The sequence below is a fragment of the Herminiimonas arsenitoxidans genome (genome assembly GCF_900130075.1).
Lineage (GTDB): Bacteria > Pseudomonadota > Gammaproteobacteria > Burkholderiales > Burkholderiaceae_D > Oxalicibacterium > Oxalicibacterium arsenitoxidans.
In genome coordinates this window covers 1128932-1143841 of sequence record NZ_LT671418.1, presented here as the reverse complement: position 1 = coordinate 1143841, position 14910 = coordinate 1128932, and the positions used below count along the sequence as shown (strand labels likewise).

General features: G+C 50.5%; 15 protein-coding genes, 1 tRNA gene and 1 pseudogene. 8 read left to right on the top strand and 9 right to left on the bottom strand.

Going from position 1 to position 14910, the window contains the following annotated elements; all coding sequences use genetic code 11:
- Nucleotides 1–26: 26 nt before the first annotated feature.
- The 4 genes from BQ6873_RS05365 to BQ6873_RS05350 form a co-directional block, all read right to left on the bottom strand.
- On the bottom strand, nt 27–2303 hold the full coding sequence (locus BQ6873_RS05365; protein WP_076591727.1) for a RelA/SpoT family protein: 2277 nt from the start codon (nt 2301–2303) through the stop codon (nt 27–29).
- Between the two features lie 44 nt (nt 2304–2347).
- Nucleotides 2348–2551 carry a DNA-directed RNA polymerase subunit omega gene (rpoZ, locus tag BQ6873_RS05360; RefSeq protein ID WP_076591726.1) on the bottom strand — a complete coding sequence of 68 codons (204 nt, stop codon included), beginning with the start codon at nt 2549–2551 and terminating at the stop codon, nt 2348–2350.
- 22 nt (nt 2552–2573) lie between these two features.
- The gene (gene gmk / locus BQ6873_RS05355; RefSeq protein WP_076591725.1) at nt 2574–3218 is read right to left on the bottom strand and encodes a guanylate kinase; all 645 of its coding nucleotides are present in this window, start codon (nt 3216–3218) and stop codon (nt 2574–2576) included.
- A gap of 75 nt (nt 3219–3293) precedes the next feature.
- Nucleotides 3294–4196, bottom strand: a complete 903-nt coding sequence (locus tag BQ6873_RS05350) for a YicC/YloC family endoribonuclease (protein ID WP_076591724.1) — start codon at nt 4194–4196, stop codon at nt 3294–3296.
- 178 nt (nt 4197–4374) lie between these two features.
- Here BQ6873_RS05350 and BQ6873_RS05345 point away from each other — a divergent pair, with 178 nt between their 5' ends.
- From BQ6873_RS05345 to BQ6873_RS05320, 6 genes are all read left to right on the top strand, one after another.
- Nucleotides 4375–5382, top strand: a complete 1008-nt coding sequence (locus tag BQ6873_RS05345; protein ID WP_076591723.1) for a serine/threonine protein kinase — start codon at nt 4375–4377, stop codon at nt 5380–5382.
- Nucleotides 5383–5413: 31 nt separating this feature from the next.
- Complete coding sequence (locus BQ6873_RS05340; RefSeq protein ID WP_076591722.1) at nt 5414–6343, top strand: PP2C family protein-serine/threonine phosphatase; 930 nt, start codon at nt 5414–5416, stop codon at nt 6341–6343.
- 6 nt (nt 6344–6349) lie between these two features.
- Complete coding sequence (gene rph / locus BQ6873_RS05335) at nt 6350–7084, top strand: ribonuclease PH (RefSeq protein ID WP_076591721.1); 735 nt, start codon at nt 6350–6352, stop codon at nt 7082–7084.
- Between the two features lie 128 nt (nt 7085–7212).
- The gene (gene rdgB, locus BQ6873_RS05330) at nt 7213–7797 is read left to right on the top strand and encodes an RdgB/HAM1 family non-canonical purine NTP pyrophosphatase (protein ID WP_076591720.1); all 585 of its coding nucleotides are present in this window, start codon (nt 7213–7215) and stop codon (nt 7795–7797) included.
- Entirely contained in the window at nt 7794–9038 is a 1245-nt protein-coding gene (hemW, locus tag BQ6873_RS05325) for a radical SAM family heme chaperone HemW (protein ID WP_076591719.1), read from the top strand. The genes rdgB and hemW overlap by 4 nt, the downstream gene beginning before the upstream one ends.
- Nucleotides 9039–9188: 150 nt before the next feature.
- Nucleotides 9189–9278 (top strand) — tRNA-Ser (locus BQ6873_RS05320).
- Between the two features lie 98 nt (nt 9279–9376).
- Here the strand turns inward: BQ6873_RS05320 and BQ6873_RS05315 are convergent.
- Both BQ6873_RS05315 and BQ6873_RS05310 read right to left on the bottom strand, forming a co-directional pair.
- Entirely contained in the window at nt 9377–9685 is a 309-nt protein-coding gene (locus BQ6873_RS05315) for a hypothetical protein (RefSeq protein WP_076591718.1), read from the bottom strand.
- Between the two features lie 61 nt (nt 9686–9746).
- Nucleotides 9747–10163, bottom strand: coding sequence for a hypothetical protein (locus BQ6873_RS05310; RefSeq protein WP_076591717.1), 417 nt, complete (start codon nt 10161–10163; stop codon nt 9747–9749).
- Nucleotides 10164–10265: 102 nt separating this feature from the next.
- On the opposite strand from BQ6873_RS05310, the pseudogene BQ6873_RS18465 reads away from it, so the two are divergent.
- A pseudogene (locus BQ6873_RS18465) lies at nt 10266–10595 on the top strand (AraC family ligand binding domain-containing protein); the annotation flags it as partial.
- Between the two features lie 12 nt (nt 10596–10607).
- Entirely contained in the window at nt 10608–11117 is a 510-nt protein-coding gene (locus BQ6873_RS18460) for a helix-turn-helix domain-containing protein (RefSeq protein WP_456237243.1), read from the top strand.
- 137 nt (nt 11118–11254) lie between these two features.
- Here BQ6873_RS18460 and BQ6873_RS05300 read toward each other — a convergent pair whose 3' ends face one another.
- From BQ6873_RS05300 to BQ6873_RS05290, 3 genes are all read right to left on the bottom strand, one after another.
- Entirely contained in the window at nt 11255–12940 is a 1686-nt protein-coding gene (locus tag BQ6873_RS05300) for a methyl-accepting chemotaxis protein (protein ID WP_231949285.1), read from the bottom strand.
- Nucleotides 12941–13337: 397 nt separating this feature from the next.
- Nucleotides 13338–13874, bottom strand: a complete 537-nt coding sequence (locus BQ6873_RS05295; protein ID WP_076591714.1) for a hypothetical protein — start codon at nt 13872–13874, stop codon at nt 13338–13340.
- 456 nt (nt 13875–14330) lie between these two features.
- Entirely contained in the window at nt 14331–14717 is a 387-nt protein-coding gene (locus BQ6873_RS05290; protein ID WP_076591713.1) for a helix-turn-helix domain-containing protein, read from the bottom strand.
- Between the last annotated feature and the right edge of the window lie 193 nt (nt 14718–14910).

Here is a 14910-nt window from a genome sequence, read left to right as displayed (position 1 = left end):
GCTGTTGTTGCGTTGCGGGAGCTGGATTAGCCCTTGTCTCGCAACAAGCGAGTAACGCCAGGGATGGCGCGCAGATTGCGCATGAGGCGGGCGAGATGTACGCGATCTTCGACTTGCACCGTGAAATGCAGATACGTAATCATGTGATCTTTATCTTCATCCATACCCACATGCGTGATGTTGGAATCGGATTCGCTGATCTCGGCAGCGACGCGTGCCAAGATACCTTTTTCATTGCGTGCCAGCAGCGTGATACTGCAATCGAAGCGGCGATCAATGTCAGAGCCCCAGGTTACGTCTATCCAGCGATCAGGTTCTTTTGAGCGCTGTCTTCTTGCTACGTCGCAATCGTGCGTGTGTATCGTCAAGCCTTGATCGCGCTTCATCTGACCGATGATGGCATCACCCGGAATCGGCTGACAACACGATGCCAACTGAACAGAGATACCTTCGCTGCCATAGATCACAACAGGATCAATTTTATTTGGCAAGACCTCACCGTTGGCATCAACTTGTGGCCGTGGCACTAGTTGATCATTCTCGACCATGCCGAGAATATGGCGCGCAACCAATGCCGCCATCCGTTTGCCGACACCGATATCTGCATAGAGATCATCCAGCGATTTGGCGCTCGATTCATTCAGAAGACGTTCTGTTACAGGCGTTGGCAGTTCAGGATTTAGATTCAGCGTGACTAATGCTTGCGCCAACAAGCGGCGACCGAGTTCGATCGATTCAGTTGCGTTGATGGTGCGTAGATGATGACGGATCGCCGAGCGTGCCTTGCCGGTACGCACAAAGCCTAACCAGTTTGGATTAGGGCGCGAAGTAGGCGAGGTGATGATTTCGACGATATCGCCGTTACGCAGTTCGGTGCGTAGCGGTACTTGTTCCAGATTGATTTTGACCGCAATCGTTTGATCGCCGATGTCGGTGTGAATTGTGTAAGCGAAATCGAGCGCAGTCGCGCCACGTGGCAGAGCGATGATCTTCGACTTCGGTGTGAATACATAGACCGAGTCGGGAAACAGATCTACCTTGACGTGTTCCAGAAATTCGGCGGAATCGCCAGTCTGTTTCTGGATATCGAGCAAGGATTGCAGCCATGCGTGCGTGCGTTGCTGCAGATCGGACAGACTGCCTTCATCATCCTTGTACAGCCAGTGCGCCGCCACGCCGGATTCGGCCACGCGATGCATGTCTTGTGTACGGATCTGGAATTCAATCGGCGTACCGTAAGGGCCGATCAACGTGGTGTGCAGTGATTGATAGCCGTTCAGTTTTGGGATCGCAATGTAATCCTTGAACTTGCCTGGCATCGGTTTGAACAAGGCGTGCAAAGTACCAAGCGCAACATAACAATTCGCAAAGCTGTCGACTACGACACGGAAGCCGTAGATATCCAGCACTTGCGAGAACGACAGACGTTTGTGCAGCATCTTCGTATAAATGCCGTACAGTGTTTTTTCACGGCCGTAGACTTGCGCTGTGATACCGGTGGCATCCAGCGTATTGTTAACCGATTCCAGAATCTTGCTGACAACTTCGCGACGATTGCCGCGCGCAGCCTTGACTGCTTTACCCAGCGTTTTATAACGCATCGGATACAGATGCGAGAAGGCGAGATCCTGTAATTCGCGATAAATATTATTCAGGCCGAGACGATGTGCAATCGGCACATAGACTTCCATCGTTTCACGTGCGATACGGCGTTTCTTGACTGGCGCCATCGAGCCAAGCGTGCGCATATTGTGCAGGCGGTCGGCCAGTTTGATGAGGATGACGCGCACATCGCGTGCCATCGCCAACAGCATCTTGCGGAAATTTTCCGCTTGCGCTTCGACCTGGCTCTGAAATTCAAGTTTTTCCAGCTTGGAAAGACCATCGACAATATTGGCGACCGGTGCGCCGAAGCGTTCGATCAACTCATCTTTTCTGACGTCCTGGTCTTCCATTACATCATGCAGCAGCGCTGCCATGATGGCTTGTGCATCCAGCTTCCAATCGGCGCAGATTTCCGCGACAGCGATAGGGTGCGAGATATACGGCTCACCCGACATGCGCATCTGACCAAGATGCGCCTCATCCGAGAAGCGATAGGCTTCCTTGACCTTCTTCAATTCAGAAGGTGTCAGGTATTCAGCGAGCTTGGTGGTGAGTTGCGTAACAGACGCCACACCTGGAACAGGTGCGGGCGTTGTCGTTGATGCTGGTTTTTTCTGCTGAGTTTTGGCCGAGCGATCGGAAACCGCTCGGTTATTTGAAGCGATGGATGCTGTTGAATCTGTAGGTGTCAGGTTCATACTGATAGCTTATCAGCCGCATCGCGGTTAGCAGAAGGAGTTTATTAGCTTGGGACTTTTTTCAACATTTCAATGCCGATATGGCCAGCTGCGATTTCACGCAGGGCGATAACGGTTGGTTTGTCTTTAGCATCAACCTTAGGTGTGTGACCTTGCAGCAACTGACGTGCGCGATATGTCGCGGACAATGTCAATTGAAAGCGATTAGGGATGTGTTTGAGGCAATCTTCAATGGTAATGCGGGCCATACGTGCTCCTAAAAATACGATATCAGCTTAAATTGGCATGAATGCCTAATTGGGCGAACAGGGATGCGTTCCGAGTTGATTGTTGTGCAAAACGACAACGTGTGGCTTTTACGATCGCGCTTAACTCGGCTAAAGCAACTGTAAACTCTTGATTGATAATAACATATTCGAACTCCGAAGCGTGGGCGATTTCGCCGCCGGCAGCGAGAATTCGGCGCGTAATCACGTGGTCTTCGTCTTGTCCGCGCTTTTTCAGGCGCTCTTCCAATGCGGCAATGGACGGTGGCAGGATAAAAATGCCTACTGCATGCGGGAATTGCTTCTTCACCTGCTGCGCACCTTGCCAGTCAATTTCCAGCAAAACGTCGGTGCCAGCAGCCATTTGATCGGCAATTTGTATGCGGGAAGTACCGTAATAGTTGCCAAATACTTCTGCAGACTCGAGGAATTCATCGGTATGGCGCCGTGCCAAAAAGTCTTCCGGGCTGGTAAAGAAGTATTCGCGACCATGCTGCTCGCCCGGGCGTGGTGGGCGTGTCGTGTAGGAAATCGACAGTTTAATGCTTGGTTCCTGTTGCAGCAGGGCGTTGACCAGGCTGGATTTACCGGCGCCAGATGGCGCAACGACTAAAAACAGGCTGCCGGAAGAAGTAGGTTGCTCAGACATCGTTGTCCTTGATGAATGGATGAATAGTTAAAGTGGCAAGTCGCGCAAAAGATTGTAGCGCCGCTTATCCTGGATTTATTCCAGATTCTGTACTTGCTCGCGCATTTGCTCGATCAGCAACTTCATTGCCATCGATGCATCGGATAATTCCTTGACCGCAGCTTTGGAGCCTACTGTATTGGCTTCGCGATTGAGTTCCTGCATCATGAAATCCAGGCGTTTGCCGACCTGGCCACCTTTTTTCAGGATGGCGCGGGTTTCGCTCAAATGTGCAGCCAAACGTGTCAATTCTTCTGCGACATCGACGCGTATGCCATACAAAGTGACTTCCTGACGGATGCGATCCAGCGCTTCTTCGCGTGTGATGGTCGGTTGACCATTGCTTTCGCCATTCTTGACGGCGAGGCCGAGTGCTTCCTGCATGCGCTCCGTCGCTTTTTGCTGAAACTGCGCGACGACTTGCGGGATTAGTGGCGTGATGCGCTGCACGATTTCTTCCAGATCGCTGACGCGCGACAGCAGCATGGTTTGCAGCGCATTGCCTTCACGTTCGCGGCTTTCTACGAAAGCGTTCATGGTTGTTTGTATCGCTGCAGTGACATCGGCTTGCAGCGTGTCCTGGCTCATTTCTGCTTCTTCGATGACGCCAGGCCAGCGCAGCAATTCATTGACCGACAAAGGTGTCGCATCGGCAAAGTGTTGACGGATATCGGCTTGCAGGGTTGCCAGTGCACCGAGCGCTGTGGCATTCAAGGCCTGCGTTGCACCAACTGCGACCTTGCGGCCAAAGCTCAAACGGCATTCAACTTTGCCGCGGGTGGCGCGTGCCATGATGGCTTCACGCAACACTGGTTCCAATGCGCGCAAGTCGTCATTGATGCGAAATTGCAAATCAAGGAAGCGCGAGTTGACGCTTTTGACCTCTATGGTCAAGGTGCCACTGCTAGTCTCATGGGTGGTGACGGCGTAGCCGGTCATGCTGCAAATTGTCAAAATGAGTTCCTCGTTTTTCTTTACAAAGCGGCGATTTGTCCACACAATCCACAACGAACATGGTTGCCGAATTCAGGTAGCCGGAAAAAGGCTAAGCAATATGCCGCGTCACTTTTTGCCGTGCTGTATTACCCAAGTTTCTTGACATTATTTATAGGACGACATGGCTGCGCAAAACAATGCTCCGTTGCCGGATGGCTTGGAAATCGCTGGATATCGCATTGTAAAGAAGATTGCGTCTGGCGGGTTCAGTATTGTCTATCTGGCCTATGACGAAGATGGCAATGCCGTCGCCATTAAAGAATACCTTCCTAGCTCGTTGGCGCTGCGCCAGCCGGGTGAGCTGGTGCCGGCAATTTCCCCGGAAAATCTGCCAGTCTTCCGCATTGGTTTGAAATGCTTCTTTGAAGAAGGTCGCGCACTGGCGCGTATCGCGCATCCGAATGTGGTGAGCGTGACCAATTTCTTCCGCGCCAATGAAACCGTCTACATGGTGATGGGCTACGAGTCTGGGCGCTCGCTGCAGGATCACATTCTGCGCCGCCGTGACAAAGGCGAGAAGCCACTGGTATCCGAGCGCTTTATCCGCAAGATGTTCAGTCATGTGATGAACGGCTTGCGCGAAGTTCATACGAATAAATTACTGCATCTGGATTTAAAACCAGCGAATATTTATTTGCGCGTGGATGGTACACCTATCTTGCTGGATTTCGGTGCGGCCCGCCAAACACTGCAATCGGATTTGCCTAAACTGTATCCGATGTACACACCGGGTTTTGCTGCGCCTGAACTGTACGTCAAAAACGGCAGTCTTGGTCCGTGGACTGATATCTACAGCATAGGTGCATCCATGTTTGCCTGTATGGTCGGTGCGCCACCACAACCGGCTGATCAACGCAAACTCAACGACAAGATGGATGGCCACTTCAGCAAGCTTGAAGGCGTGTATTCCTCCGATTTGATCAAGGTGATACGCTGGAGTTTGATGATCGATCCGCTGGAGCGTCCGCAAAGTGTATTTGCCTTGCAAAAAGCTTTGCGTGAGCCGATACAGGATAAGCAGGGCGATGCCAAATTGCAGCAAGTCGCGCGCAAACTCAAAAACATATTCGGCAATATGAGCAAAAAGTCGGCGCACGCATCGACAACGATACAAGAGCACACGCGCTAAGCTCATTCCTACCATTTTTATCTAAGAAGCCATGCGATTCTCTGTTTATCAAGAAAGCCATATTGGTGGTCGCAAGAACAACCAGGACCGCATGGGCTACAGCTTCACGCGGGATGCTTTGCTGCTGCTGGTAGCCGATGGTATGGGTGGGCACATCATGGGTGAGATGGCAGCGCAGATCGCGATGCAGACGATTGCTTCCCTGTTTCAGGAAAATGCCACGCCGTATGTGAAAAAGCCAGAGCGTTTTCTCGAAGATAGCTTCTTCGCCGCGCACCGCGAGATACATCGTTATCGTGCCATCAACAACTTGCCGGAAACGCCGCGTACTACCATCGTTGCTTGTTTGATTCAGCACAATAGTGCGATGTGGGCGCACTGTGGCGATTCGCGTTTGTACTGGATGCGTAGCGGTCAGATTCTGGCGCGTACACGCGATCACTCACGTATCGAAACACTGATTGCACAAGGCAAGGTCGATCCATCGGAACGCGATACGCATCCTGATCGCAACAAGCTGTTTAACTGCCTTGGCGCACCGAATATGCCGATTGTGGAAATCTCGCGGCGCGCCAGCCTGCAAGCGGGCGATATCATGCTGCTGTGTTCAGACGGTTTGTGGTCGGTATTGCCTGACCATGAGTTGACGGAGCGTCTGCATAACAATACTATCGTGCGTGCGGTGCCGGAATTACTCACGACTGCCACTGGCATTGCCGGCAAAACAGGCGATAATGTCACCGCTTTGGCAATGATGTGGGAGAGCAGCGAAAATCTGCAGGGCAATAGCACCATCACTACGCATACTTTGCCTATAGGCAGTGTCACCACCACGATTCAGGCGCCACGGCACCAGGATTTGGAAAACGCAGACACCTATAACGATTCAGAAATCGAAAAAGCGATTGAAGAAATCCGCAACGCTATCGATAAATCATCACGTATCACTTCCAGGAATTAAAGCCACATGTCGTATGAAAATCGTCCCAGCGGACGCGCCGCTGACGCCTTGCGCGCCATTAAACTGACCCGTAACTACACCAAGCATGCTGAAGGTTCGGTCCTGATCGAATGCGGCGATACCAAAGTCATCTGCACCGCCAGCATCGAAGACCGCGTACCCGGCTTCCTCAAGGGCAAAGGCCAGGGCTGGTTGACAGCTGAATACGGCATGCTGCCGCGTTCGACCCACACCCGCATGGATCGCGAAGCCGCACGTGGCAAACAATCCGGTCGTACGCAGGAAATCCAGCGTTTGATCGGTCGCTCATTGCGCGCAGCTTTCGACTTGCAGGCTTTTGGCGAACGCACTTTGCATCTGGATTGCGACGTCATCCAGGCTGATGGCGGCACCCGTACAGCAGCGATTACCGGCACCATGGTTGCTGCTTACGATGCCTTCAGCAAACTGGTGGCGCAGAACGTTATTCCTGCGATCCCGCTCAAGCACTTTGTCGCAGCGATTTCGGTTGGCGTGTATAAAGGCCAGCCGGTGCTGGATCTCGATTACGACGAAGACTCCGATTGCGATACCGATATGAATATCGTCATGACCGATGCCGGCCACTTCATTGAAGTGCAGGGAACCGCTGAAGGCGCTGCTTTTGACCGTGCCACGATGGATAAACTGCTGGATTTGGCGCAAGACGGCATCAGCGACCTGATCGTGATGCAAAAACAGGCATTGGCAATAGCTGCGTAAAATAGAGCCTGCTCTGAACGTCGTTGCTTTAATGTAAATGTCCATGCAGCCTGGTTGCTGTGCATTACATCGAATAACCCGGCTGTTTTTGATGCCGGGTTTTTTATCGTTTTTATTTTCGGATCACCATGTCGCGTACCCTTATCCTCGCCTCCAATAATGCAGGTAAATTGAAAGAATTCAGTGCCTTACTGTCGTCCATCAATTTCGATGTGCATGCGCAGGGCGAATTCAACGTACCTGAAGCGGAAGAGCCGCACGTCACCTTCGTCGAAAACGCAATTGCCAAGGCGCGCCACGCTGCACGCCTGACGGGCAAGCCGGCATTGGCCGACGACTCTGGCGTCTGCGTCAATGCACTGGGCGGTGCACCGGGTGTGTATTCGGCACGCTATGCCGGCGAACCCAAATCAGATCAGCGTAATAATGAAAAACTGATCGCCGACCTCGCCGCGCACGCGGATAAATCCGCTTACTACTATTGCGTACTAGTCTTCGTGCGTCATGCTGATGACCCACAACCGGTAATTGCCGAAGGTCGCTGGAATGGCGAAATGCTGGCAGAGCCACGCGGGCAGGGCGGCTTTGGCTACGATCCTTATTTCTGGTTGCCTGAGCAACAAAAGACAGCAGCAGAACTGACTGCTGAAGAAAAAAATCGCCTGTCGCACCGCGGCCAAGCCTTGCGTGCGCTGATAGAAAAATTGCGATGATCCCGATTAAACCGATCAGCAACAGCATCGCCGATACGCTCGATCACTCAGGGCCGGCACGTGTTGCCACCGCCTACCTGAAGCCGGGCGCATTAAGTTTGACGGCATTGCCGCCGCTGTCGCTGTACGTGCATTTCCCATGGTGTGTGAAGAAGTGTCCTTACTGCGATTTCAATTCGCATGAAGCCACTGGCGGTTTCCCGGAAGACGAGTATTTATCAGCCTTGCGCGCCGACCTCGAGATGGCATTGCCGCTGATCTGGGGTCGCAAGATTTATACGATTTTTATCGGTGGTGGTACGCCTAGCCTGTTATCAGCCAAGGGGCTTGATCGCTTGCTCTCTGATATTCGTACACTGCTGCCGCTGGACGGCGCTGTCGAAATCACGATGGAAGCCAATCCGGGCACTTTTGAAGCAGAGAAATTCAAGTCTTATCGTGCCAGCGGTATCAATCGTCTGTCGATAGGCATACAGAGTTTCAATTCCCGCCATCTGGATGCGCTGGGTCGCATCCATAACGGTGACGAAGCGCAGCGTGCGGTGGATATTGCGGCCAGCAACTTTGATAACTTCAATCTCGACTTGATGTACGCCTTGCCGTCGCAAACGCTGGAAGAAGCACGACAGGATGTGCAGACGGCAATCGCCTACGCACCGCCGCATTTGTCGCTGTATCACCTGACGATGGAACCGAACACGGTCTTCGCCAAATATCCGCCGGTCGTGCCCGACGACGATGCCAGTGCGGATATGCAAGACATGATTGAGCAAGAAACCAGTGCAGCCGGTTATCAGCATTACGAAGTGTCGGCTTATGCTCAGCCGAAGCGCCAGGCACGCCACAATCTCAATTACTGGGAATTTGGTGATTACCTCGGCATAGGTGCCGGCGCACATACCAAATTATCTTTTCCGCATCGTGTGATTCGACAGGCGCGCTACAAACAGCCCAAGAGTTACATGGAGAACATGCGACTAGGTAATCCGATCCAGGAAGAAAATGAAATCACGCGCAACGAGATGGGGTTTGAATTCATGCTCAACGCGATGCGTCTGGTTGATGGCGTAGACGTTAATCGATTTGCCGAGCGCACAGGCATGCCATTGAATGCTGTAGAGCACGCGCTAAATGAAGCAGAAGCAAAGGGTTTGCTATACCGCGACCATAAAACGATCAAGCCGACCGTGCTGGGTCAGCGTTTCTTGAATGATTTGCAGCAATTATTTTTAGTCGACTAAGAATTTATTGTCAGGTATTCGGCAATTTAGTCTGAGTTAGGTATAATGCGACCTCTTGGAAGTTGATGGGCTCTATCACCGATAGATTGCGCGCTCGTGCGATTGGCTAGTAAATCGGATGAATGGTGTTCATTCGTCAATATCCGAAAAGGAAGTGTGGCCGAGTGGTTGAAGGCACCAGTCTTGAAAACTGGCGACGGTTTATCCCGTTCGTGAGTTCGAATCTCACCGCTTCCGCCAAATGCCTGTGCTCAGTTTAAAGAGCCCAAGGTTGGCTAGCAATCAGTCTTAACTGACTCTACTCTCGCTTATAAACGCGTCTATTCGGCACTCAGTCGCTAATCGACTTTAAATGAATAGGGAACGCGTGGCGCTTCGAAGACACGCCCGTTTTTCATAATCAAAGAAATAGAATTTGCCACGCCGGACGCATTCGCGTGCGAGTACAGCCAGACCTGCCGCTGACCTTGTGCTGTGATCGCATAGGGTTTCCCTATTTTTTCGATGACTTCCTCTTCTGTCATACCAGCCTTAATGCTACGTGCCTGATCCCAATTGAAAGTGGTTCCAGCGCTAGCGCAGGCTGAAAAAAGGATGGAGGTCAAGGCAGCTATAGCGAGAGTTTTCCAATTTGTATTTCGTAGCATGCAAACTTCCTCGTTCAAATCATTCGTCTACATCAGCAAGTATACATACGAAATTTTAGGCTTATTGCGCCTCAATATCTTGCGTGAGCTGCTTCTCGTGCAAAAGTAAACTTGCTGCCAGCAACGCATCGGCCTTGCTAGCTACGACAAATAATGGGTAACCCCAGAATTTAGCAAACGTTTTGGCGAAGGCTCGCATACCCAATCTTTTGACTGTACTCGGTTCAATTTGAACCATGCCTTTAATCCATGTTCGAATTTCGCTCTTATTCTTTTTCATCCAGAGCGTGATTTGCTTTCGTTCTTGAGGCGAGTGCTCATGATTCTCATCGACTTCATCTTGGCTTAAAAGAACAAATGGCTGTTGTTTTGCTAAGAGTTCGTCGAGCTGTTTGAAGGCGTTCTCGGCGTCTTGATTTGTACTGGCGGCCAAGCGGCACATCCATACCAAGGGAAAGTTTGAGGTATCTAAAGTCATGGTTAATCTCCTATAAGAGTAGTAACGATACTCATTACGAAGATTGACGTCATTGCATAATTTAGCCAGAATATTGTTCAATTCAGCCAATTCGACGCTCTTATGCCGCTAATCAATCTAAGCGATTCAATATCGACGCAAGTTGATGTCGATGGTGTGCCGCGTTTAGTTATGGCTATCAGGGCATCGGATGTTTCTTCAGGCTGGGAGCATGCGAAGCATCAGCATCGCAAAGCACAGCTTTTATATACGGTGCGCGGCGTCATTCTTTGCGAAATTGATGACGGGATGTGGATCGTTCCACCGCAATGCGCCATTTGGATTCCTGGCGGCTTGCCGCACGCTGCCCGTGGTTCTGGCGGTTGCGAGTGCTATTGCCTATTCGTTGAGCCTGAAGCCGCGCCGAATCTCCCAGAGCGGTGTTGTACCTTGTCAGTGTCTCCTTTGCTGAAAGAACTGGTGATGACGGCAACTAACTTCCCTGAGCTATATCCTGTTGATGGTGCGGAGGGACGATTAGCTACGGTGATGCTCGATCAGCTATCGACTGCGCTGGTTGAGAATCTGCATTTGCCTATGCCCCGCGATCGTCGTTTGCATAAGTTGGCTGAAATGCTAATTGATGATCCCGCTGACAAAGCGACTGTGGCTGAATGGGCGGTTCGCATCGGCATGAGTGATCGCAGCTTAAGTCGCCTTCTACTGCAAGAAATTGGCATGAGTTTTGGTCGCTGGCGTCGGCAGTTGCATGTGATTCTCTCGCTGCAGCGATTATCAAAAGGTGAAAGTGTTCAGGCAATTGCACTGGATCTTGGATATGAAAGTGCCAGTGGATTTGTCACCATGTTTCGTAAGGCGGTGGGGAAGCCGCCAGCACGTTATTTGTCAGAGCGTAATGACGCCTCAATCGGATTTATTCAGGCGCCAAGCATTCGATTGGCTGAAAAAGAATGAGGCTTAGTCTATATACATATCAAAAAAAATCCCGCCGAGATTACTCAGGGCGGGAAATGCTTTAAAGCTATTTGTACGACCTAGTCAGATAATGACCCTGGCCGCTCTTGTTAATCCGAAACCGATTTGAATTGTGTTCAATCGATACCGGTTGCCGATGCGACGACAGCAAGGTGACGCGGTGCCGAGACGGCGCGCTTGATACTCGATAGTTTGGAGGCAAGTGCTGGTCTGACCTGGGTTGAGCGCGTCACTATTTCCTGCTGCTCCACGTGCGTTGTTGTGCCATCGATTTTGAAGACACTGACGGTTTGCTCCAGTTTGACCGCTTGGTCCTTGAGCGAACCTGCGGCTGCGGCAGCTTCTTCTACCAATGCGGCATTCTGTTGCGTGACGTGGTCCATTTGCGCGATAGCCTGATTGACTTGTTCGATGCCGGCGCTTTGTTCTTGGCTAGCAGCCATGATCTCGGCCATGATGTCTGTCACGCGTTTAACGCTATCGACGACTTCTGTCATGGTGGAGCCGGCTTGTACTACCAGTTTGCTACCGGTATCGACGCGGCCGACTGAGTCGTCAATCAGCGTTTTGATTTCTTTCGCTGCAGCAGCTGATCGTTGAGCGAGGTTGCGTACTTCGCTGGCGACGACTGCAAAACCTCTGCCTTGTTCTCCGGCTCGTGCAGCTTCTACCGCCGCATTCAATGCCAGGATATTGGTCTGGAAGGCGATACCGTCGATGACGCCGATGATGTCAGTAATTTTCTTGGCGGAGTCATTGATGCCATTCATCGTGACGACGACCTCGCTAACGACTTGGCCACCTTTGACTGCGATTTCCGATGCAGACAATGACAGGCTGTTGGCTTGACGTGCATTGTCTGCATTTTGTTTAACGGTCGAAGTCAGCTCTTCCATCGACGAAGCAGTTTCTTCCAGTGAGCTGGCTTGTTCTTCGGTGCGTGAGGAAAGATCCATATTGCCGCTGGCGATCTGATTGGAGGCTGTGGCCATCGTTGCTGTGCCGCTGCGCACTTCATCGACGATACCGATCAGACTTTGATTCATTTCTTTCAATGCCTGCAGCAATTGGCCGGTTTCGTCTTTGGATTTGACTTCTATTTTGCTGGTCAGATCGCCACTGGCAACAGTCTGCGCGACTTTGACAGCTTGATTGAGTGGACGGGTAATTGCGCGGCTGATAAGGATGCCAAGGCCAATGCTCAAGAGCAGAGCGACAGCTGAGATCGCGACAATGATGGTGATGGATTGTCGTGCTGCCTGATTTGCTTCCTCACTTTTTGCATCAACAACTTGTTGCATGGACTTAACGACAGTACCAATGTCGGCGACGATCTGTCTGCGTAAAGGGCTGCATTCGTTGACGAGAAATTTGCCGAACTCTTCCATCTGTTCCGCTTCACGGAATTTGCGTGGACGTTTGAGTTCTTCGGCCATAGCTAGCAAACCTTTGCTGACTTTGTCGAAATCAGCATTGCCTTTGAACAGCGGTGTCATCTTGCTCAAGGCATCCAGATAAATGGCCTTTTGCTCATCCAGAATATCCAGCTCTTTCATCGCATCTGCTTTGTCCGTGAAGATATATGCGTTACGTGCGGCAAGCCCGGTTTGACCGAGTGCTTCGCGTGCAGTGTAGAGACGTTCCAGCTGTTGTGTGCGGATGTCGTTTTGGGTGGCGATGACGCCGTCGATCTGGTTGATGCGCAGTAAGGAGAATACGGCGATCAACAGTGTGAGTAGTGCGGTGATACCAAATCCCAGGCTTAGTTTGGTCCCTACCTTCATGTTTGCAAACATCGTCATCTCCCAAATTACTTCGTTGAAGTGCTAGGTCGAATTGCGGTTTTAGTTCTGAACGCGTTTGTTAAAAAAGGTGATCCAAAAGGGCAAAAATATATGGTGCTTTGCGGAAATTTTAGTGACGCTACCATGCAAAATAAAAATAAACGCTCCCATGAATATGAGATTTTTTAACCTTTTGATGCTTATTTACGACGATTTTGTCGATAAATAAGGTTAATTGAAACAAAGATAACGATTTTAGATGTGTGCTTGATAAGAAATTTAACAAACTTCTCACGTGCAAAGATATGAGGGATATCGTGGTGATATGTCAGGAACGGCTCGTGCGTTTTATGCCAACGGCAACGCACGAGCGTTTTTTTGAAGAGGGATGTGGTGCTACTTATTGTTGCCGTATTTATGTCAGATATCTGATTTTGTGCAGATATGTATAGAGTTGCTGGCGCTGCATAGTATTGAGCCTAAGGCATTCGCCGTTGACTGCGATAGTGAGCTCGCCATCGGAAAACAAACCTGCGATTACGGGAGCTGAATACGAGGAGTTGGACTCTGTCTCATGATGCATCTCGTTGCATGCGTGTTCGTTTTCTGTGTCACGAAATCCGCCAACTAATGCGTGCGTGTTGGAGGAGATCAAGATCAATGCTTTTCCCTGTGAAGGTAGGGTGGATGTCTGATCGTCTGTAAAGGCATTGCCATTACCTACCTTTTGAAAAGCAGTAGTTTCATTGTTCCCAACAGCTACGAAGCGTTCGTCTAACGGCGTGCCAGGTAAGGCGAAATACAAGCGCCCGGTTTTATCTTTTATCTTGATGATGGCGGAGTGCGCTAAGGCACGTAGTAATAGCGCATTGACTGCTGTGCTCGCTCTTTGTACGACCTTGCCTAATTCTTGTGCTGTCATGGGGCCGTTAAGCATTGCGCTGATGGCCATTGCGACTTTGCTGCCTGGACGTGGGGAGTACGGTGATATTTGTCTTCTCATGCTGTGCCTTCTGTCAGTGAGGTGCTGCCATTAATGCGATGAGGGTTTGCGCAATGCCGATCAGGTTTTATAAAACTTCATTTAGGTAGATGAAATCTCTTGATTGCATGTATTGCGGTGACATTGCAGACTTGAGTTAATAACAACATACATAAGCTATATGAGAATGAATTGCACTGTCAATACGTGAATGGTTAGATATTGTGTCTTTTGCTTATGGAGCGGCGATGTCATTTACACATTGAATGTGTAGGAGGTGCGCAGAAGTCGTTGAATATCTGAGCGGCTCGGTCAGCCCAGATATTTTTTGCGTGGCATCTTGTGGGATGTGCGTTGACGGGATGGTGAAGAGGAGTTGTTCTGCTGTATTAGGCCGAATGCCCAATTTTTCCACCGATGTATGGATTAATCAGATTCGTTTTTTGGTACGGGTTCAGCAATTGTGTCGATGATTTTGATCGCTTGGTTCAATTTGTACTCGGGCATTTGCTGCATCAACTTGACGGCATGCGCTATGCGTTTGTCCAAGACAGGATAGATTTTGGATTGTGGTTCATGCGGCGTGATGTTCTCGATAGCGTCGAAATTTTCGCCTTCATTCAGCCAAGAAAAGGACACCTTGCATGCTCTTGCAAGCTTTTTGATGGTTTCTGTTTCTGGTCCTTTGGCGCCGACACCTTTTAGAATTCGGCTGATTGTCGCCTGCGGGACGCCGGAAATACGCGCCAGCTCGCTTTGCGATTTTATTCTTGCGGCATTCATTGCCTGATCAAGGCGGTTTCCAATAGTCATGGAAAGACTATACATACGCGCATAAACATGATCAAAGTTGAAACCATTTGTGTATCGATAATATTATCCATTCGCGTATTGTTGGTCGCGCTTGGTGTGAATAAGGCGGTTCTTGTCTGGGTTTTTAGGGCGTTGTCGGCAGGCGCCGATTCGATTGTGAGTTAATACCTTATCGATCTCACAATTGGTGAGG